14 protein-coding genes are annotated in these 19283 nt (G+C 64.1%); 9 read left to right on the top strand and 5 right to left on the bottom strand.

The window, feature by feature from the left end; translation table 11 throughout:
- Window positions 1–36: 36 nt before the first annotated feature.
- Genes SO180_RS14755 through SO180_RS14745 form a run of 3 tightly spaced genes read left to right on the top strand, consistent with a single transcriptional unit; the run spans window position 37 to window position 5880 of the window.
- On the top strand, window positions 37–828 hold the full coding sequence (locus tag SO180_RS14755; protein WP_449379558.1) for an ImuA family protein: 792 nt from the start codon (window positions 37–39) through the stop codon (window positions 826–828).
- Window positions 719–2371 carry a Y-family DNA polymerase gene (locus tag SO180_RS14750; protein ID WP_449379557.1) on the top strand — a complete coding sequence of 551 codons (1653 nt, stop codon included), beginning with the start codon at window positions 719–721 and terminating at the stop codon, window positions 2369–2371. The genes SO180_RS14755 and SO180_RS14750 overlap by 110 nt, the downstream gene beginning before the upstream one ends.
- On the top strand, window positions 2368–5880 hold the full coding sequence (locus tag SO180_RS14745) for an error-prone DNA polymerase (protein ID WP_449379556.1): 3513 nt from the start codon (window positions 2368–2370) through the stop codon (window positions 5878–5880). The genes SO180_RS14750 and SO180_RS14745 overlap by 4 nt, the downstream gene beginning before the upstream one ends.
- Window positions 5881–6034: 154 nt before the next feature.
- Here SO180_RS14745 and SO180_RS14740 read toward each other — a convergent pair whose 3' ends face one another.
- Entirely contained in the window at window positions 6035–6805 is a 771-nt protein-coding gene (locus tag SO180_RS14740) for an SDR family NAD(P)-dependent oxidoreductase (RefSeq protein WP_449379555.1), read from the bottom strand.
- 204 nt (window positions 6806–7009) lie between these two features.
- The gene (locus SO180_RS14735; protein WP_449379628.1) at window positions 7010–7297 is read right to left on the bottom strand and encodes a hypothetical protein; all 288 of its coding nucleotides are present in this window, start codon (window positions 7295–7297) and stop codon (window positions 7010–7012) included.
- A gap of 56 nt (window positions 7298–7353) precedes the next feature.
- Here SO180_RS14735 and SO180_RS14730 point away from each other — a divergent pair, with 56 nt between their 5' ends.
- The 5 genes from SO180_RS14730 to SO180_RS14710 all read left to right on the top strand — a co-directional run bounded on the left by SO180_RS14730 (window position 7354) and on the right by SO180_RS14710 (window position 15766).
- Window positions 7354–8766 carry a CoA transferase gene (locus SO180_RS14730; protein ID WP_449379554.1) on the top strand — a complete coding sequence of 471 codons (1413 nt, stop codon included), beginning with the start codon at window positions 7354–7356 and terminating at the stop codon, window positions 8764–8766.
- 155 nt (window positions 8767–8921) lie between these two features.
- Entirely contained in the window at window positions 8922–10163 is a 1242-nt protein-coding gene (locus SO180_RS14725) for an efflux RND transporter periplasmic adaptor subunit (RefSeq protein WP_449379553.1), read from the top strand.
- Window positions 10164–10220: 57 nt separating this feature from the next.
- Entirely contained in the window at window positions 10221–13337 is a 3117-nt protein-coding gene (locus SO180_RS14720; RefSeq protein WP_449379552.1) for an efflux RND transporter permease subunit, read from the top strand.
- A gap of 106 nt (window positions 13338–13443) precedes the next feature.
- Window positions 13444–14856: a hypothetical protein gene (locus SO180_RS14715; RefSeq protein ID WP_449379551.1), complete on the top strand. Its 1413-nt coding sequence runs from the start codon at window positions 13444–13446 to the stop codon at window positions 14854–14856.
- 16 nt (window positions 14857–14872) lie between these two features.
- Window positions 14873–15766, top strand: coding sequence for a methylenetetrahydrofolate reductase (locus tag SO180_RS14710; RefSeq protein WP_449379550.1), 894 nt, complete (start codon window positions 14873–14875; stop codon window positions 15764–15766).
- Here SO180_RS14710 and SO180_RS14705 read toward each other — a convergent pair.
- Window positions 15754–16716, bottom strand: coding sequence for an amidohydrolase family protein (locus SO180_RS14705; protein ID WP_449379549.1), 963 nt, complete (start codon window positions 16714–16716; stop codon window positions 15754–15756). The genes SO180_RS14710 and SO180_RS14705 overlap by 13 nt on opposite strands.
- Before the next feature lie 49 nt (window positions 16717–16765).
- Window positions 16766–17323, bottom strand: a complete 558-nt coding sequence (locus SO180_RS14700; protein WP_449379548.1) for a P-loop NTPase family protein — start codon at window positions 17321–17323, stop codon at window positions 16766–16768.
- 93 nt (window positions 17324–17416) lie between these two features.
- Between SO180_RS14700 and SO180_RS14695 the strand changes: the two genes are divergently transcribed.
- A complete protein-coding gene (locus tag SO180_RS14695; protein ID WP_449379547.1) occupies window positions 17417–19015 on the top strand; it encodes an FAD-binding oxidoreductase in 1599 nt (532 codons plus the stop codon).
- An 87-nt stretch (window positions 19016–19102) separates the two neighbouring features.
- Here SO180_RS14695 and SO180_RS14690 read toward each other — a convergent pair.
- The coding region (locus tag SO180_RS14690) for a hypothetical protein (protein ID WP_449379546.1) at window positions 19103–19283 on the bottom strand (181 nt) is incomplete at its 5' end.

The following is a 19283-nucleotide window of genomic DNA, read 5'->3' as shown; positions in this document are numbered from 1 at the left end:
ACGATCCTGGCGACCATCTCTGAAGGAGCGGCGAGCATGAGCGCACGCATAAGCGCGCTTGCGGCTTTGCGCGGCCAGATCGAGCGCATCGAGACGTCGGAAGCCGCGCATCATCGCGATCGCGTGGCGCTCGGCCACCCGGAAGCAGACGACGCGTTGCAGGGCGGGCTGGCGCGCGCGGCGATCCACGAAGTGTTTTGCGAGGGACGCCAGGGCACGGCCGCGACGGGCTTTGTCACCGGACTTGCGGGGCGCCTGATGGCGCATCGCCCGCTGCTGTGGGTGCGGCAGGATTTTTCGGAGGTCGAGGCGGGTACGCTGTCGATGAGCGGGCTTGCCGAGCTCGGCCTCGATCCGTGCCGCGTGGTGATGGTGCGCGCTGCCGATGTCGAGAGCGCGCTGCGCACCTCGGCCGATGCGCTTGCCTGCGATGCGCTGGGCGCCGTCGTGCTCGAGCTCTGGGGCGAGACGAAACAGTTCGATCTCGTGGCGAGCCGCAAGCTGACGCTTGCAGCCCAAGCCTCAGGAGGCACTGGGCTGCTGCTGCGGATGGCGGCAAACCCTCTGCCGTCGACCGCGGAAACCAGATGGATGTTGCGGGCGGCGCATTCGCCGCCTGGACCTGCGTGGAGCGCCTGGGGCGCGCCTCGCTTCGATGCCGAGCTCGTTCGCAATCGTCATGGCCCGGTCGGCCGGTGGATCATGGAATGGAAATGTGATGAGTGCCTGTTCAGTGAATCGTCGGCGTATCCTCAGCCTGTGGCTGCCGCGCCTGCCCATCGATCGCATCAAGCGGGTGCTTTCGCTCATCAGCGAAAAGCCGGATAAAGCGTTTCCAGGCGAAGTGGACATCGGTTCGGGTGGAGAAAACGCGTTAAAACGAAAAGATGAGCCGAGCATCGTCGTTGCCAAGGAAAACAACGCGCTTTCGATCTACGCGCTCGATGAAGCGGCCGGGCGCCTCGGCCTGCATATCGGCCAGCCGCTGGCGAATGCCCGCGCGATCTGTCCGGAATTAAAAGTGTTCGACGCCGATGTCGCGGCGGATGCCAGGACGCTCGAGGATATCGCCGACTGGTGCGACCGCTTCACCCCGCTGGTGGCGCTCGATCCCCCGCATGGCCTGTTTCTCGACATCACCGGTTGCGCGCATCTGTTCGGCGGCGAAGCCAACCTGTTGCAGGCGCTCGTTCGTGCGTTGGCACGGCAGGGTTTTGCGGTCAGCGCGGCGATCGCCTCGACCTCGATCTGCGCGCGCACGCTGACGCGGCAGGCACCTGGCACCATCGTTGCCGATGGCGCGGAGGCGGAAGCGATCAACCGCTTCCCGGTCTCGGCGCTCGTCGCGGATGACGCCATCACCACGGGTCTGCGTCGCGCCGGCCTGAAGACCATCGGTGATGTCGCTTCACGCAGTCCCCATGAAATCACAGCGCGCTTCGGCGCGCGCTTCTCGACGCTGCTCGCGCATGCGTTGGGGCAGGGCGATGCGCCGATCAGTCCGCGAAAATCGCCGCCTGACTACATCGTGGAAAAACGTTTCGCCGAGCCGATCGCGACCGACACCATGATCGCGATGACGCTGTCGCGGCTCGCGGATACGCTTGTTACCTCCATGGAGAAGCAGGGCAAGGGCGCGCGGCGACTGGAGGCGTCCTTCTTCCGTACCGACGGCGTGGTGCGTGCGATCATGGTCGAAACGGGACGTCCGGTGACGCGAAGCGCAGTCGTCGATCGTCTCTTTCGCGAGCGGCTGGATGCGCTCGCCGATCCCCTTGATCCCGGTTTCGGCTTCGACATGGTCCGTCTCTCGGCGAGTCGCACCGAGATCGTGGTGCAGGAGCAGCGCGATCTCGATGCGCGCGTCCATGACAATGACGAGCTCGCCGCGCTGATCGACCGCATCGCCGCGAGGATCGGCGGAAAACGCGTCGTCGTGCACCTGCCGCAGGATACGCATATCCCGGAGTGCGCCGTGCTGGGCGCGCCTGCGCAGCATCATCTCGCCGCCGCCGCGCAGGCTGAATGGCCATCGCGCGTTGAGAGCGAGCCGCCGCTGCGCCCGTTGCGGCTGTTCGACAAGCCAGAACCGATCAAGGTGCCGTTCGCGACCGTGCCGGACGGGCCGCCCCATCAATTCACCTGGCGGCGTGCGCTGCATGCGGTGGTGCGGGTGGAAGGGCCAGAACGCATCGCGATGGAATGGTGGCGGCAGGACGGCAAGCAGCTCACGCGGGATTATTTTCGCGTCGAGGATGCCGAAGGTCTGCGGTTCTGGATCTTTCGCGATGGTCTCTACGATGGCGAACTCGTGGACGAGGAGGGCAGGTCCGTTCCCGCCAACTGGTATGTGCACGGTCTCTTCGCATGAAGACGCCTGCTTACGCCGAGATCGGCATCACCACCAACTTCTCCTTCCTGCGCGGCGGCTCGGATCCGCGTGCCTATGTGCATCAGGCCAGTATTTTGGGCATTCCCGCGATCGGGATTGCCGATCACAACACGCTTGCCGGCGTGGTGCGTGCCTACAAGGAGCTCGATAATGCCGAGGTGCTGCACAAGCCAAAACTTCTGATCGGCACGCGCATCGTTTTCATCGACGGCACGCCCGACATCCTGGTCTATCCGCGCGACCGCGCGGCCTATGGCCGGCTCTGTCAGCTTCTCACCCGGGGCAAGCGCGGCAATGACATCACGCGGATCGAGAAGGGCGAATGCCACCTCAGCTTCGCTGATCTCCTGGAGTTTGCCGAAGGCCAGCTTCTGGTCCTGACACTGCCGCATCGCTTCGAGCCGGGACAAGCGCTGGATGTTCTCGGAAAACTGAAGGCAAGCCGTGCCGAGGGCGTGTGGCTGGCGGCGAGCCTGCTCTATCGCGGCGACGACCGGCGCCGCCTCGCGCGGCTCGACGATCTCGCGGTGAAGGCAAAAGTGCCGCTGCTCGCGACCAACGAGGTGCTCTATCACCATCCCGCGCGCCGGCCCTTGCAGGACGTGCTGACCTGCATCCGGGAAAAAACCACGATCGAGGCCGTCGGGAAGAAGCTGGAGGCCAATGCCGAACGTTTCCTGAAAACACCCCGGGAAATGGCGCGGCTGTTCCGCGATTTCCCTGCGGCAATCGCGGAGACCATGCGCTTTGCAGACGCAATCGACTTCTCGCTCGACCAGCTCAAATACCAATATCCGGACGAGCCGGTGCCGCCGGGCAAGACCGCGCAAGGGCACCTGGAGGATCTGACCTGGGCCGGCGTGCAGACTTATTTCGGCGGCAAGATCGACGACAAGCTCCGCGCCACCCTGCACAAGGAGCTCGCGCTGATCGCCGAGCTGAAATACGCGCATTATTTTCTCACCGTGCACGACATCGTGCACTATGCGCGCAGCCAGAGCATTCTGTGCCAGGGCCGCGGCTCGGCTGCGAATTCGGCCGTGTGCTACGTGCTCGGCATCACCTCGGTCGATCCGACCAAGGTCGATCTGTTGTTCGAGCGCTTCATCTCCAAGGAGCGGCTGGAGCCGCCTGATATCGACGTCGATTTCGAGCATTCGCGGCGCGAGGAGGTGATGCAATATGTCTATCGCCGCTACGGCCGCCATCGCGCCGCGATCATCGCGACCGTCATCCACTACCGCCCGCGCAGCGCCATCCGCGATGTCGGCAAGGCGCTGGGCCTGACGGAGGACGTCACCGCGGCGCTGGCCGACACGGTCTGGGGGAGCTGGGGCAAGGGCCTCAACGACATGCAGGTCAAGCAGGCCGGGCTTGATCCCAACAATCCCATGGTCAGCCTCGCGGTCGAACTTGCGACCGAGCTGATCGAATTCCCGCGCCATCTCTCGCAGCATGTCGGCGGCTATGTGCTGACCCAGGACCGGCTCGACACCTATGTGCCGATCGGTAATGCCGCGATGGACGACCGCACCTTCATCGAATGGGACAAGGATGACGTCGACGCGCTCAACATGATGAAGGTCGACGTGCTGGCGCTGGGCATGCTGACCTGCATCCGCAAGAGCTTCGACCTGATCGGCCAGCACAAGGGGAAGCGCTGGGTCCTGGCCAGCGTGCCGCAGGACGATCCCAGAGTTTACGACATGCTGTGTGACGGCGAGTCGCTCGGCGTGTTCCAGGTCGAGAGCCGCGCGCAGATGAACATGCTGCCGCGCCTGAGGCCGCGGACCTTCTACGATCTCGTCATCGAGGTCGCGATCGTGCGCCCGGGGCCGATCCAGGGCGACATGGTGCACCCTTATTTGCGGCGGCGGAACGGCCAGGAGCAGGTGAGCTATCCATCACCGTCACCGGAGTATGGCGACAAGGACGAGCTCTACAAGGTGCTGCATAAGACGATGGGCGTGCCCCTGTTCCAGGAGCAGGCGATGCGGATCGCGATCGAGGCGGCAAAATTCACCTCCGAGGAGGCCAACGGCCTGCGCCGCTCGATGGCGACTTTCCGCAATGTCGGCACCATCGGCAAGTACGAGGACAAGCTGATCGGCAATATGGTCGCGCGCGGCTACGACCCTGACTTTGCCCGGAGCTGTTTCGACCAGATCAAGGGATTTGGCTCCTACGGCTTTCCGGAGAGCCATGCCGCGAGCTTCGCCCAGCTCGTCTACATCTCGTCCTGGCTGAAGCATTATCATCCGGACGCGTTCTGTTGCGCACTATTGAACTCGCAGCCGATGGGCTTTTATGCGCCGGCGCAGATCGTCGGCGATGCCCGCAAGAACGGCGTCGAGGTGCGCGAGATCGACGTGTCCTACAGCTTTGCGCAGAACACGCTGGAGGAGGGAAACAACAAATACTGCGCCGTGCGGTTGGGCTTCCGCCAGATCGATGGGTTTCATTGGCTCGATGAGGATGAGGAGAGGCTGAAACAAATTCAGTCGTCATTCCGGGAAGCCAACCACAACGGGACTGCGCTCCCTCTCCCGCTTGCGGGGGAGGGCTGGGGTGGGGGTGTCTCCGCAATCGATGATCCCCAAGAGGAGAGAGCCCTCACCCGGATCACATCTAACGATGCGATCCGACCTCCCCCGCAAGCGGGGGAGGTGAAGGAAGACTGGGCCGACCGCATCGTCGCGGCGCGCAACCGCCGTCCCTTCACCTCGCTCGAAGACTTCGCCCGTGACACCGGCCTGCCCAAGCGCGCGCTGATCCTGCTGGCGGATGCCGACGCCTTCCGCTCGCTCGGGCTCGATCGCCGCGAGGCGCTGTGGCAGGTGCGGCGTCTGCCCGACGACGTGCCGCTGCCGCTGTTCGAAGCGGCGACCGCGCGCGAGCAGCCGGACGAGCACGCAAAACCGCTGCCGGTGATGCCACGCCCCGAGCAGGTCGTCGCTGACTATCAGACCATCCGCCTGTCGCTAAAGGGGCATCCGATGGAATTCCTGCGCGAGATGTTCACGCGCGAGCGGGTCATGGTCTGCAAGGACGTCAGTCATGAGAACGAGCGGCGCCGCGTTCGCTGTGCCGGCGTGGTTTTGGTGCGGCAGCGGCCGGGCAGCGCCAGTGGCGTCGTGTTCATGACGCTGGAGGACGAAACCGGCATCGCCAATGTCGTGGTGTGGCCCAAGATCATGGAGCAATACCGCAAGGAGGTAATGGGCGCGCGCCTCATCCTGGTCGAAGGCTATATCCAGAGCAGCCCCGAAAAGGTGACGCATCTCATCGCGCAACGCATGATCGACCGCTCGTACGATCTGGTCGGGCTCGCCAATGATGCGTTAAGCCGTAAGCACCCGGTGCCATCAGGCGCTGCCCTGATCGAACCCCTCAACGACGACCGCCGCGACCACCTTGATGCGCCCGCGCAAAAACTCCGCCACCCCCGCGACGTGAGGATTCTGCCGCCGTCACGGGATTTTCATTGAGGTGGAGTGCGCGTTATGGCGGAAAATGCTGCCACACCCTCAGTGTCATACCCCGCGAAAGCGGGGTATCCAGTACGCCGCAGCTTCTCTGCGAAGCGACCACTGTCTCTGGAATACTGGATCGCCCGGTCAAGCCGGGCGATGACAGTGTCCCTCAGAAATTCACCCGGTTCGAGATTCCGCCGTCCACGACGAGATTTGAGCCCGTCGTGAACGACGACACCGGGCTTGCCAGAAAAACCGCGGCGTTCGCGATTTCCTGCGGCGTGGCCATGCGTCCCGTCGGATTGCGGGCGAGCGTATCCTCGAAGAGTTTGGGCATATTCTGTTCGGCCATGTTCCAGACGCCGCCCTTGAAATAAACGGTGCCGGGCGACACCACGTTGACGCGGATCTTCTTCTTGGCGTGTTGCCGCGCCAATCCCTTGGCCATGTGGATCAGTGCCGCCTTGATCGGGCCGTAGGAGCTCGCCTGGTTGGCCTGCGCCGCCGACACCGACGAGATGATGACAAAGGCCGCATCGCCGCTTTTTTCGCTGCTCGCTTCGAGGAACGGTCGCGCGGCATCGAACGCATGCACGGCGCCAAGCACGTCGAGCCGGAAATTCTGCTCCCATGAGGCGATGTCGTTGCCTTGCGCCATGGCGCCGGCGTTGGAGAACAGCATGTCGATGCCGCCGAGTTCCCTGGCGACGCCGTCGATCCAGGATTTCAGGACCGCTCCATCGGTCACATCGACCGCGCTGCCTGTCGCGCGTACGCCGGTCGCTTTCAATTCGGCCACGGTGGCCGCGACCTGCTCGGCGTTGCGCGCGCACACCGCGACGTTGGCGCCTTCACCGGCCAGCGTCGTCGCAATCGCCCGCCCGATGCCGCGCGTGCCGCCCAGCACGACGGCGCTTTTTCCTTTGAGACCGAGATCCATTGTTGGCTCCTTTTTGTTGGTCGCATGGACTCTAGTCGTTCACGCGACAATGTTGAATTGGTTCTCGACGTCGTAACCCGCGAAAGCGAGGTATCCGGTGCGCCGCGACTTCGCAGTTCTATTACCGGCGTCTCTGGAATACTGGATCATCCGCTTTCGCGGATGATGACAGCGCGCAAGACGGCCGGAGCACAGCTTCACCTCTCACTCCGGCGACGCGCCCACCGGCGGGCCGCCGGGCGGGCGGTGCAGGAAGGTGAGCGATGCGTAGGCGCCGATCCATGAGCCGATGGCGGCGAAGGCGACGTAAGTCGCGTTTTCGGTGTAGCTGATCACGGCGTAGGAGGAGAGCAGGTACCAGATCGCGCTCCAGGTCGCCGCCGGCACGCGCTTGCGCGCCACGACCGCAGAGGTAAACATGACGTAGACCGCGTCGGTGGCGGCGGTCGCGAGCAGTACGGCACCCGCGGTGAGGGGATCGATGGCAGCCATTGCAGTCCTTTCCGTGCTCATGCGATGCTGCCGAAATTATCGGGAGAGCAATCGCCATGCAAAGCCCTGCCGACATTCTCAGGGACATCTGGACCTCCGCGGGCGGCGACGCCGCTGCGCTCGCGCGCGTGCGGCTGAGCGGCGAGGAGCCGCAAATCCCGTCCTCATTCCGCGTCGCGGCGGCAGGCCAGGTCAGCATCGCCGCGGCGGGCCTTGCAGCCGCCGAAATCTGGAGGCAGCGCACGGGCGAGGCGCAGGACGTCGCGGTGGACATGCGCCATGCCGTCGTCGAATGCCGCTCCGAACGTTATTTGCGTGTCGACGACAAGCCGCCGCCACCGGCCTGGGACGCGATCGCAGGAATCTACAAGACCGGCGACGGCCGCTTCGTCCGCTGTCACACCAACTTCCCGCACCATCGCGACGCCGTCTGCAAGGTGCTCGGCTGCGAGGCAGAGCGCGACAAGGTGCAGGCCGCGCTGATGCAATGGAAGGGCGAGGATTTTGAGACCGCGGCCTATGCTGCGGGCGGCGTCGTTGCGCTGATGCGTTCATATGACGAATGGTCTGCACTGCCGCACGCGCGAGCACTGGCCGAGCTGCCGCTCGTCTCGATCGAGAAGATCGGCGAAGCGCCGCCAAAGCCGTGGCCCAAGCTTCGGCCGAAAGGCGACCGCCCGCTCGCGGGCCTGCGCGTGCTCGATCTGTCCCGCGTCATCGCCGGGCCCGTTGCGGGCCGTACGCTCGCCGTCCACGGCGCCGATGTGCTGCTGGTGTCCGGCCCCGAGCTGCCTGGCATTCCATGGCTCACCATCGACACCGGGCGCGGCAAGCTCACGACCTTCATCGAGTTGAAAAGCGATGCGGGCCGCACGAAGCTCCGCGCGCTGCTTGCCGAGGCCGACATCTTTTCGCAAGGCTATCGCCCGCGCTCACTCGCCGCGCTCGGCTTCGCGCCGGAAGATGCCGCGCGCATCAATCCCGGCATCGTCTATGTGACGCTCTCGGCCTATGGTCATGCTGGTCCCTGGGCGGAGCGGCGCGGCTTCGACTCGCTGGTGCAGACCGCGACCGGCTTCAACCACGCGGAGGGGCAGGCCGCCGGCATCGACGGACCGAAGGAATTACCGGCGCAGATGCTCGACCACGCCACCGGCTATCTGATGGCCTTCGGCGCGATGATGGCGAAGGCACGTCAGGCCTGCGAGGGTGGTAGCTGGCACGTGCGCGTATCGCTGGCGCAAACCGGGCGCTGGTTGTGGAATCTCGGTCGGCTCGCGGACGGTTTGAAGACCCCGGATCTTCCGGGGGCGGCTGTACATCCTGCGTTCATAAAGGCCATGCCATCCGGTTTCGGAACGTTGAAAGCGGTCAGCCATTCGGCGATGCTGTCGAAAACCCCGGCCGATTGGCTGCGTCCGGCAATGCCGCTCGGCAGCCATACGCCGGAATGGCCGAGCCGTGGCTGACACGAAGCTGACACAGAACTGACGTCGCAAAATTTTAACGCAAACCGAAAGGCGACCCGCGTTTTTTAGGTTGTCTGAAATCTCAATTCGGCACTATTAGCGCGATCGATGAGGCAGTCATTTTGCTGAAATCATCGCGAGAATGACCAGGCCCCATGTTAGTCAAAAATACCAAGCAATTGCAGGTATTTACCAAGCAACGGCTGATTGCGTCCGTAGTTTTACTGACGCTCGCCGGCGGCGCCTATGCCTACCTCTATGCCGGGGGCAAGGAAAAGAACCATTCGGAAGTCTCCAGCCAATCGCGCAAGAACGCGCAGAACTTCACGCCGACGCCGTCCGAATGGGCGACGCTGTCGATCGAGCCCGTGAAGCAAAAGACCTTCCGCGCCGAATATGTCACCGAGGGCAAGGTCGCGGTCGACGAGGACCGCTCGACGCCGGTGTTCTCGCCCTATGCCGGGCGGGTGACCAAGCTGCTCGTGAAGCCCGGCGAGAGCGTCAAGCAGGGCCAACCGCTGTTTATGATCGAGGCCGCCGACACCGTGCAGGCCCAGAACGATTTCATCACGGCGATCACCTCGCAGAACAAGGCAAAATCGGCGCTCGAGCTCGCTGACATCCAGTTCAAGCGCGCCAAGGATCTCTATGAGGGCCACGCCGTTCCGCTGAAGGACTATCAGCAGGCGGAAGCGACGCAAGTGCAGGCGCAGAACGACATGCGCTCGTCGGTGACCGCGCTGGAAGCCGCGCGCAACAAGCTGCACATCCTCGGTTTCACCGACGAATCGATCAAGGCCTTCCAGGACAAGGGCAGCATCAATCCGGAGATCACGATCTACGCGCCGATCTCGGGCACGGTCGTGCAGCGCAAGATCGGCCCCGGCCAGTATGTCAGCGCGGGCGCCAGTGATCCGGTGTTCGTGATCGGCGATCTCTCGACCGTCTGGCTCACGGCCTTCGTGCGCGAGAGCGATGCCGCCTCCGTCTGCGTCGACCAGGACATTACCGTGAACGTGATGGCGCTGCCGGGCCGTCCCTTCACCGCCAAGATCAATTACGTCGCCGCTGCGATCGACCCCAACACCCGCCGCCTTCTGGTCCGCGCCACCATCGACAACAAGGAAGGCCTGCTCAAGCCGGAGATGTTCGCCAACGTGACGATCTATTCGGCTGGCGGTCGCGGGGCGCCAGCCGTGCCGAAGCAGGCACTGATTTATGAAGGTGACCAGGTCCGCATCTGGGTCGCGCGCGAGGACAAGTCGGTCGAGTTGCGCCAGATCAAGATCGGCCTCGTCAACGGCGATCTCGTCGAAGTCACAAGCAATCTGAAACCGGGCGAACAGATTGTAACCAAGGGCAGCCTGTTCATCGATCGCGCGGCCTCTGGCAGCTAGCGCATGATCATGCGCCGTCAAAACTGCCGCTAGCGCACAGCGAAAAACTGACCTGTAATGGATCGTCTCGTCGCCCTTGCCGTCAATCGCCGCTACCTGATGGTCGGCATGTTCGTCGCCGTACTGATCGGCGGCCTGATCGCGTTCAACCAGCTCAATATTGAGGCCTATCCCGATCCGACGCCGCCGATGGTCGACATCGTGACGCAGAGCCCGGGCCTGTCGGCCGAGGAGATCGAGCGCTACATCACGATCCCGATCGAGACCCAGGTCGCGGGCCTGAAGAACCTGACGACCATCCGCACCATCTCGCTCTACGGACTGTCCGACGTCAAACTCCAGTTTTCCTTTGCCTACACCTATGACGAGGCGCTCCAGCAGGTCTTGAACCGCCTGGCGCAGCTCGCGCCGCTCCCCGGCAACGTGCAGCCGCAGATCTCGCCGCTGAGCCCGATCGGCGAAATCTTCCGCTACCGCCTGGTCGGCCCGCCGAACTACAGCGTGCTCGACCTGAAGACGATCCAGGACTGGATCCTCCAGCGCCGCTTCCGCGCCGTGCCCGGCGTGATCGACGTCACCGGGTGGGGTGGCAAGACCAAGACCTACGAGCTCCAGGTCGACTTCAACAAGCTGATGGCCAATGGCCTGACGCTGCCGCAGCTGCTCCAGGCAGTGAGCAATTCCAACGTCAATGTCGGCGGCAACACCGTCAACATAGGCTCGCAATCCGCCGTGGTGCGCGGCGTCGGCCTGATCCGCTCGATCGATGACCTCGCCAACACCATGGTGGCGCAGACCGGTGGCAACCCGGTGCTGGTCAAGGACGTCGCGACCGTCACCGTCGGCGAGAAGCCGCGGCTCGGCATCGCCGGCCTCGACGATAGCGACGACATCGTGCAGGGCATCGTGCTGATGCGCCGCGGCGAGCAGAGCACGCCGACCATCAAGCGCGTCGAGCAGCTCGTTGCCCAGATCAACAATTCAACCATCCTGCCGCCCGGGGTGCGCATCGAGCGCATCTACGACCGCAAGGACCTGATCGACCTCACCACTCACACCGTGCTGCACAACATGGTGGTCGGCATTTTGCTGATCGTGCTGTTGCAGTGGATCTTCCTGGGGGATTTGCGCAGCGCATTGATCGTCGGCGCCACCATTCCGTTCGCGCTGTTCTTCGCCGTGATCATTCTGGTGCTGCGCGGAGAGTCGGCCAACCTGCTATCGGTCGGCGCGATCGATTTCGGCCTGATCGTGGACGCGACCGTCATCATGGTGGAGGCGATCTTCCGCCGCCTGACCCAGACCACGCCGCTTTCCGAACTCGAACATGCCTCGCCCGAGACGCTGTTTGGCATGAAGAGCCATGCCATCCTGTCGGCCGCCGCCGACGTGTCGCGCTCGATCTTCTTTGCCGCCGCGATCATCATCGCGGCCTTCCTGCCGCTGTTCACGCTCTCCGGCGTCGAGGGCAACATTTTCGGCCCGATGGCGCGCACCTATGCCTATGCGCTCGCCGGCGGCCTGCTTGCGACCTTTACCGTTACTCCCGCGCTCTCCGCGATCATCCTTCCCGCGCATGTCGAGGAAACCGAGACCAGAGTCATGCTGCTCCTGCACCGGATCTACACGCCGGTGCTGCATTGGGCGGTCAGCAACCGCAATATCGTGCTGGGCGGCGCCATCGGCCTCGTCGTCATGACGCTCGCGCTCGGGCGGCTGCTCGGTCTCGAATTCCTGCCTAAGCTGGAAGAGGGCAATCTCTGGATCCGCGCGACGCTGCCGCCGACCATCTCGCTCCAGGAGGGCAATACCTACGTCAACGAGATGCGCAAGCTGATCCGCGCCCGTCCGGAGGTCGAGTCCGTGGTGTCGCAGCACGGCCGTCCCGACGACGGCACCGACGCGGCCGGCTTCTTCAACGCCGAGTTCTTCGCACCGCTCAAGCCCGCGAGCGAGTGGCCGGGCACTCACGACAAGGAAGAGCTGACCGCGCAGCTCCTCAAGCAGCTCGACGACCACTTCCCGGGCGTCGAGTTCAACTTCTCGCAATATCTCCAGGACAACGTCTCCGAAGCCGTCTCGGGCGTGAAGGGCGAGAACTCGATCAAGCTATTCGGTAGCGACCTCAAGGCGCTGACTGACACTGCCAACAAGATCAAGTCGGTGCTGTCGACGGTGCAGGGCGTCACCGACCTTGCGGTGTTCACCTCGCTCGGACAGCCGACGATCCAGATCGATATCGATCGCGCCAAGGCCGCGCGTTACGGCTTGGCGCCCGGCGACATCAATGCCACCATCAAGGTCGCGATCGGCGGCGACACTGCGGGCGACCTGTACGAGCCGGGCTCGGACCGCCATTTTCCGATCATCGTTCGCCTGGCGCCGGAATACCGCAAAAGCGCCGAGGCGATCCAGAATCTGCGCATCGGCGCGCCCGGACCGAACGGCACTGTCACGCAGATTCCCCTGAGCGAGGTCGCCACGATCAGCCTCGTCTCGGGCGCGGCCTATATCTATCGCGAGCAGCAGGAGCGCTATTTGCCGATCAAGTTCTCGGTGCGCGAGCGCGACCTCGGCAGCGCGATCCGCGAGGCGCAGCAGAAGATCGCCGAGCAGGTGCAGTTGCCGCCGGGCTCGCACATGGAGTGGGTCGGCGAGTACGGCAACCTCCAGGATGCGATCCGGCGGCTGTCGATCGTGGTGCCGATTTCGCTGGCGCTGATCGGCATCCTGCTCTGGTTCAATTTCGGCTCGATGACCGACACGCTGCTCGCCATGAGCGTGATCCCGATGGCGATCTTCGGCGGCGTGCTGGGTCTCTTGATCTCCGGCACGGCGTTCAGCGTCTCGGCGGCGATCGGCTTCATCGCGCTATTCGGCATCGCCGTGATGGATGGCATCATCATCATCTCGCAGTTCAACCAGCTCATCGAGGAAGGCCTTGACCGCATGACGGCGGTGGTGCGCACCGGCGAGTTGCAGCTCCGCCCGGTGCTGATGACCTGCGTGGTCGCCGGCGTCGGGCTGCTGCCGGCCGCGCTATCCGAGGGCATCGGCTCGCAGGTGCAAAAGCCGCTCGCGGTCGTCGTCGTCACCGGCATGATGCTGGCGCCGGTGGTGATCCTGGTGACGCTTCCGGTCCTGATCTCGTTCTTCTCGCGTCGCGCCCGCTGATCCCTGTGGGCATGTGCCCACAAATCCTGCCCACTCGGTTTGTGGTTGACGAAATCGCCCGGCGTTCCTTGATTAGAGGCAAGGGCAACCGCGGGAGAGACGAGCCATGCGGATGGAGGAACACGCGGGCAGGGGAGCCGCCACGGCGGAGCAGATCCTGGGCGAGATCCGGGATTACTGCCGCGCGACCAGAACGGCGGAATCGACCTTCGGCAGGCTCGTCGTCAACGACGGCAAGCTGGTGTCGCGCCTGCGCGACGGCGCCAGGATCACGACCGGCACGCTCGACAAGGTGCGCGCCTATCTCAGCGAGCACCGGCCGGAACGGTCGGGCAGCGCCGCGACCGTCGCGGTGAAGGCGACCAATGGCGTGGCTCCCGTGCTCGAGGTCGCGCCGCCCGGCTTCCGCTTCTTCGACAATAGGCAGAAATATCTGCTGTTCGTCTCCACCTGTAGCGAGAAGACGGAGGTCGCCAACCGGATCTCGCTGGAAATCTCCAATCTCCAGCCGGCACCGCCGGCGCTCAGGCTGTTCGACGCCGGTTCCGGCGATGGCACCGTGCTGTCGCGGGTGATGCGCGCGCTGCATGCGCGCTTTCCGGCGATGCCGCTCTATGTCGTGGCCAAGGAGATCTCCTACGAAGACGTTCGCATGATGCTGGAGAAGATGGCCGACCGCCTGTTCGAGCATCCAGCGACCGTGCTTGTCGTGACCAACCTTTATTACGGTGAAGCGCCCTGGCTGACGCCGCGCTCGGCGACCGCGGCGCAAGGCTTGCTCTGGAAGGACGCCGCGCTCCAAGGCAACACCGCGCACGGCTTTGCCGAGCAGATCAGCGAGCTCGAGCCCTTCCTCGCCGAGAACTGGCGCGCCGGGATCAGCCCGAAGACCGGCAATCCTGTCTATGTGCGTCCGGTGATTCTGACGCTCAGGCGCGAGGATCATTCCTTCCTGCTCGATCCGATCATGCCGCGTCCCGGCCGCGTGATGGCGGACTACGATCTCGTCATCGCCTCGCAGCCCTATCGTGCCCGCGCCAGCGTCGCGTTCAAGGCCTCGAAGGTCGTAACGCCGCTGGTGCGGTCATTACGTCCCGGCGGCCGTCTGATCGGCATCCATTCCCACGGCCGCGATCCCGGGATGGAGATCATCGACCAGGTCTGGCCCGGCGATGATCCCTTTGACACGGATCGTTACGCGATCCTGCGCCAGGTCAAGCACGAACTCGGCTCGGCGGCGCGGCACTTCAATTTCAATGCTTCGTCGGATGCGCGCGCGATCTTCCGCTACCGCATGCACACGCTGCCGGATGAAGTCTCGGGCCCGATCGGGACCTCGACACTGTTCGCGGCCTGGAACGCGGCGATCTATGTCGCGCAGATCGAGGACGACAGGCTGTCCGAGGTCGTGCGCGACGGCCGCTATCTCGAGGCCACCGATCGCGTGGTGAGAAAACATGGCGGACTCTGGTTCAACGACGAGACCTATGTGATCTCGCGCCGTCGGGCGCCTGCGTGAACGATCGGAGCACGCGATGACGATGACGCTTGAACAGCTCGAACAGTCCCTATCCGGCGATCTCGCCGTGCTGCTGCCGAAGGCGTCGGTGGAAATCTCCTCGCGCGGACACCAACTCGACGAGCTGCGCCAGCAATTTGCGCCGGGCATCGATGTCAGCATCACCTTCCTGCCGGGGGACCACTACCAGCACAATGTCGAGACCGCAGCCAGGCTGCGCCGCGCCGGATTCAACCCGGTGCCGCACATCGCCGCGCGCGAGATCGCCTCGCGCGAAGCGCTGGACGATTTCTTCCGCCGGCTGCGCGGCGAGACGGATGTCCACCGCATCCTCCTGATCGCCGGCGATCTCGCCACCGCCAAAGGGCCGTTCAGGTCGAGCCGTGATGTCGCCGCAAGCGGCCTGATAGAGACGCACGGCTTCTCGCGCGTCAGCGTCGCGGGCCACCCCGAAGGACATCCTTACCTCGACACGGCGCAGACGACGAGATCGCTTGCGGCGTGGCGCGAGTGGGGCAGGGAGCGGCAGATCGCGCTCGATATCGTCACGCAATTCTGCTTCGAGGCCGCGCCGATCCTGAATTGGCTGGGCGAGCTTCGCATCGCGGCCATCGATCTTCCCGTGGTGATCGGCCTCGCAGGTCCCGCGAGCCCCGGCACGCTGATGAAATTTGCGCTCCGTTGCGGTGTCGGCAATTCGATCCGTGCGGTTCGCAACCAGATCGGCCGCCACGGCCGGCTGCTCACCGAGACCGGGCCGGACGAGGTCGTGCGTGGGCTCGAGACAGCACCGAAGGCCGTGACGTCGCCGGTCAGCGGCTTCCATTTGTTCCCGTTCGGCGGTCTTCGCAAGTCAGCGCGCTGGCTGAACGAGCACGCCAGCGTGTCCGACGCCTGTCAGAACCGGTAAAGCTGCGCCGGATTGTCGACCAGGATCTTCCTGCGGATGCCTGCATCCGGCACCCAGACCGGCAGCTGGTTCAGCAGGCGGCCATCGTCGATCTGATAGAGCGGCGCGATGTCGGTGGCCTTTCGTCCCTCCACATGGCTGGAGTCCGGATGCGGCCAGTCGGTGCCCCACACGATGCGATCGGCATTGGCCGCGATCAGTGCGCGGGCGAACGGCACCATGTCCTGGTAATCCGGCGTGAGCTTCGACGAGCGATAGGCGCCGGAGATTTTCACATAGGCCTTGCCGGATTTCACGAGTTCGAGGAGGTCGGAAAATCCGGGCTGCTCCAGCCCTAGCGATGCCTCCAGGCCGCCGAAATGATCGAACACCGCCGGCACGGGCGCAGCCGACACGAGGTCCTTGATCGCGGAGATCATCGGCAGTGTGGTGTAGAGCTGGACATGCCAGCCGCGCGACTTCATGCGTTCGACGGCGGCCGTGAAGCGTGCGCGCCCGACATTGGGATCGCTGATGCCGCCGGTTGCCAGATTAATGCGGATGCCGCGGAAGCCGTCCTCTCCCATCGCATCGAGCTGGGCTTCCGTCGTCTTGTCGTCGATCACGGCCACCCCCCGTGCGGTCGCGCCGCGGGCCTTCATGCCGAACAGGGTGGACGAGTTGTCGGTGCCGTAGACGCTCGGCGTCACGATCACCACGCGCTCGATATGCAGCGCCTTGTGCAGCGCCGCCATCTCCTCTGGCGACGCCGGCTCCGGCGTATAGACGCGACCCGCGAAGAAGGGAAATTTCGCGGGATCGCCGTGGATGTGGGTGTGGCAGTCGCAGGCATGGGCCGGGACGTCGAAATTGACTGATGTCGACGGCTGCGACGCCCGGGCATGGGCTTTGCTGGTCATGGTGACTCCGGCAGCCAGGGAGGCGAGCACAACGCTTCGTCGGGTGAGCATGGTTGTCTCCTTGCTTCGTTGTTCCGAGAACGTCGGTGACGATATCACATCAGCCCGGCGATCGCCGCGCGTCGCTGCATAGCTGCTCGACGAGTTCTGCAATCGGCCGCGCGCCATCGACGCGCAAGACCGGGCAGGGCAAGCCCGCAAGCCACGCTTCATGCTTCGCGAGACTGCGGCCTTCACGCTCGCCCGTCTCGTAGTGCGCGGCCCATTCGATAAAGGCTTCGGTTTCCTCGTGGCGCCAGCCATCGGGCGCCACCGCATCAGCGCCGAAATGCGCGGCCTCGCGGGCGCGCAGGCGCGTCAGCCGCACCTCGCGCGGCGTGATCACGAACACGACGAGATCAAAGAACGGGATGAGCGCGTCGCCCCAACCGGTGACGGATCCGCTCAGCACCCAATCAAGACGTGGCAGGAACATTTCGCGCATGAGACGCAGGCGCTCGGGCATGGGGCGAAGCGTCTGGTAGGGCGGTGCCGTCGGCAGCCAGAAATAATCGTCGCTGTCATGATGCGGAAGCGCAAGCCGATCGGCAAGCGCCCGGCCGAGCGTCGTCACGCCGGAGCCTGACGCTCCCGTCAGATGAACGCGGCAGCTTTTCATGGTCACGTCCCGATAACGGCTTGAACCAGGTGGCCAGCGGTTTGACTAATGATCCGCGCTCCCGGATCATCTGTCTCCCACCGGAATCACTTTATGCAAAAATCCTTTGGCAAATTCAAAGCGGGCGTCTCGGCCGCCGCTGTCCTCGTCGCGCTGTTCGGTGTCTATGGCTTCCGCAAGATTCAGGCGCTGGCGGCCGATCCAGCCGGTCCAAAGGACTGCCGTGCCGCGGATGACATCGGCGAGCGAGGCAGGATCGACCTTGAAAAGGTGAGGGCGATCGCGCCGCTTCAGGGCGTGAAGTGGTCCCAGCTCGGCGGCAGCCTCAATGATGCGAGCTGCCTCAACCGCACCGAAATCTACGGCATGGTTGAGGTGCATACCGTCGATGATATTACAAAAACTCTCGCCTTCGCGCGCGAAAACAAGCTGCCGGTGACGACGGCTGGCGTGCGCCACTCCATGGGCGGCCAGGCCTTTCGCAGGGGAGGCATCGTGCTGGACATGCGCAATTTCAACCGCATCACGCTCAACGAAGCGGCGCGCAGCGTCACCGTGCAGCCGGGCGCGACATGGCATGACATCCAGATCGCGCTGCATCCGCGCTTTGCGGTGCGCGCGATGCAGTCGACCGACATCTTCAGTGTCGGCGGTTCGATCTCGGTCAATGCCCACGGCATGGACCATCAAGCCGGCGCGCTGGCCCGCTCGATCAAGACGATGAAGGTGATGCTGGCCGACGGCTCGATCCAAAGCGTCTCGCCGACCGAGAACCAGGAGCTGTTCAACCTCGTCGTCGGCGGTTATGGCCTGTTCGGCGTCATCGTCGAGGCCGAGCTCGATATCGCCGACAACACGGTCTACCAGACCGGACGGCGCGTGCTCGACTACAAGGCCTTCCCGGCGCTGTTCGCGGGCGAGATCGAGAAGGACACCAATGTCGGCCTGATGTACGGCCACCTCTCGACCGCGCCGAGCAGCTTCTTGCAGGAGATGCTGCTCTACACCTACACCAAGGTCGACGGCAGCGATTTCGCGATCGAGGAGCTCGGCGAGGTCACCAGCACGAAGCTCAGGCGGCTCACGATCAACCTCTCCAAGCAGGGGCCGTTCTTCCAGGAGCTGAAATGGCTCTCGGAGAAGCACATCGAGCACCGGATGGAGACCTGCACGGTCACCCGCGCCAAGGCGATCGCCTCGGGCGAAGCCTGTCTCGTCAGCCGCAACAATCCCATGCACGACTCCGTGCCGTACCTGCGCAATGCCTTGCAGGACGAGACCGACATCCTCCACGAATACTTCATCCCGCGCAAAAACTTCGTCGCCTTTGTCGACGGCATGCGCAGGATCATGCTCGACAACAAGACCAATCTCCTGAACGCCTCCGTCCGCGTGGTGCACAAGGAGGAGAACTTCCTCACCTATTCGCCGGAGCCGGCGTTCTCATTGGTGCTCTACATCAACCAGCCGACGGACGATGAGGGCAACCGCCGCATGAAGAAGGTGACGGAAGAGCTGATCGACCTCACCATCGCCAACCAGGGGCGCTTCTTCCTGCCGTACCAGCTCTATTATTCACGCGACCAGCTCGAGAAATCCTACCCGCAGATCGACGACTTCTTCGCCGCCAAGCGCAAGTACGACCCGGCCGGTCTCTTCACCAACACGATGTATCAGAAATACGGCTCGTAAGGCACGATCCGGACAAGTGTTCAGCAGTCTTCCCTCGCGACAAACGCGGAACACGTTTGCGCGGAGATCGTGCTCCGCAAATAAAGCCTACCAGGCCGTGTACTCATAACCGTCGGTGAAACCAACGAAGGCTACGTCCGCTTTCGCGCGGTTAGCGACCAAGTTCGTGCGGCCGCGCAACATGTCGCAAAGGGCCGATTCCGTTGAAAAAGGGCGGCAGTAATCCGATGTATTGGCGTCAGCGGCGATGCGGCCGAGCGGCTGTGTC

The sequence above is a fragment of the Bradyrhizobium sp. UFLA05-112 genome (assembly GCF_053572325.1).
Note: the sequence above shows the minus strand (reverse complement) of the source record. Positions and strands in the feature narration are given on the sequence as shown.